Source organism: Legionella feeleii (assembly GCF_001467625.1).
GTDB classification, from domain to species: domain Bacteria; phylum Pseudomonadota; class Gammaproteobacteria; order Legionellales; family Legionellaceae; genus Tatlockia; species Tatlockia feeleii.
Genome location: NZ_LNYB01000001.1, coordinates 1 through 2,022 on the forward strand (window position 1 = coordinate 1; position 2,022 = coordinate 2,022).

A 2,022-nucleotide genomic window follows, 5' to 3' on the forward strand; every position below is an offset into this window, starting at 1 on the left:
ACGATCGTGGCTTAAAACGTAAATTTGGCGGTTTTAAAAAATGGTCTCGGATTTTAACTAATGCTTTTTGCTTTTCTTTCTCTAAAAAAAACAGTTTCAAAAGACAGTAAAATAAATAAACAAAGCGATTATAAATTAATCTAATTTTCTGTTTGTTTTTTAAGCAAAAAAACGTCCAATTCCTTGTATTTATACTTAAGGGATAACTCTAGCGTGTCAAACTGGTGTTTTGATCAGTGCTGGCTTGGGTTTTAGGGGTGTTTGACTTGTAGATGATTTTAGGCTGATAATGCTGCTTTGGAATGTAGGTTTAGCTCTGCGATGGTTCGCGCCATCCAGAGCCGCGATCACCGGGATGATTTGGCAGGCGATGGAAGGATTCTAACATGAATTTTTTCTGCCTGCCAAGCTAAGGCAGGTATGTCAGAAAATAATAATAATAAAACGCTTTACCTCAGCGACTATAATGCCAATGATAAACCCTGGGATGAACACAGAGGGCTTTGTGATGAGGTCGGTGGCCTTTATGCCGCAGCTTTTGAATTTGGACGCTATGCCGCACGCATGGCCGATTGCAGCGGTCTTCTTCTCTTTGGCTGGTCTGATGAGCCAGAGACAGGCGAGACACGCCTGCGTCTACGTAATGCTCAGTTCTGCCGTGTGCGCAACTGTCCTGTCTGTCAGTGGAGACGTTCGCTGATGTGGCAGGCGCGTTTTTACCAGTCTTTGCCGAAACTGGTTGAAGCTTATCCTTCGGCGCGCTGGGTCTTTCTGACCTTAACCGTTCGTAATTGCTCCATTACCGAGCTGGGCTCTACCCTGAGTCTGATGAATTCAGCATTTCAGCGGTTAAAAGTTCGGAAAGAATTTAAGCCTGTTTTGGGCTGGATAAGGACGGTTGAGGTAACCAGAGGGAAGGATGGCAGTGCGCACCCGCATTTCCATACTCTGATGATGGTTCCTCCATCTTGGTTTACCCGTGATTATGTTAAACATTCGCGCTGGGTTTCTATCTGGCAGGACTGTCTGCGGGTGGCTTACGAACCGAATGTGGATATCAGGCCGGTAAAAATCAAGAAAACCGGGGAAGGTCAGAGCGAACCGCTTGCTGATGCTTTACAGCGAGCCGTGGCGGAAACACTGAAATACGCAGTGAAACCGACCGATATGACAGCCGATCCCAATTGGTTTCTGGAGCTTACGCGCCAGACTTTTAAGCGTCGCTTCGTGGCAACAGGTGGCGCTTTGAAAGATGTTTTGAAGCTGGAAGAGGAATCCGACGCTGATTTAGCACTTGCCGATAGCTCGCCTGATGGCGAAGCGGATGACGGCTCGCGTCTTGCCTTTGCATGGCGAAGCAAGGAGAAGCGCTACAAACGGGAACCAAAGCAGGACAAAGGCAGCGAAAGGAATTAAAGCCAAAAACGATATTTTTATGCTGTCTTTTTGGGCAGAAAAATAATCGTTTTTAAATTGTGACAGAGTGTTCAGGTATATCCCTTGCCGAAGCTGTTGTTTGATGCGGATTTTAGATACGTCACTGGCAGTAAAAAAACCAGTGACGTATCGGGTATTCTCCCTGTGATGGATTGTGCAAATTTTATAATTTGTCCCACAACTCCCCTATCCCGCCAACCTCAAACCAAGCCTTAAAAAAGGCCTCTCAGCAGCCGGTTTGAAAATTACTCTCTCGGAACTCTCAAAATCAGGGAAAATAAAAATCGCCCATCCCGCCGGAATTTCCAAGGGCGCAATATACAAACTCCGTTTGTGCCTGCTTTTTAACCAGAAAATAGGATTTGAAAGGTGTTTTCCCTAAAACCGCCAAATTTGCGTTTTAAGACGCAATCGGGTTTTGACTAACCATCTGGGTGAGAAAAACAAATAGTCTTCGCTACAGCTCAGGAATGTCCCCTACGGGGACTTTTTAGACCCCCTTCCCGTTCCCCTGTGGGGAAGCCATTCGCCGCCATGGGGCTCGCGGGGCTGGGTTTAAACCCAGCCCCTTAGGGGAGCGTGGGT

At 46.6% G+C, this 2,022-nt stretch carries 1 protein-coding gene; it reads left to right on the plus strand.

All coding sequences use genetic code 11. The annotated features are described in order from the left end of the window. The first annotated feature begins 420 nt into the window (after positions 1 to 420). Positions 421 to 1,416, plus strand: a complete 996-nt coding sequence (locus Lfee_RS00005; RefSeq protein ID WP_058443228.1) for a protein rep — start codon at positions 421 to 423, stop codon at positions 1,414 to 1,416. Positions 1,417 to 2,022 lie beyond the last annotated feature (606 nt).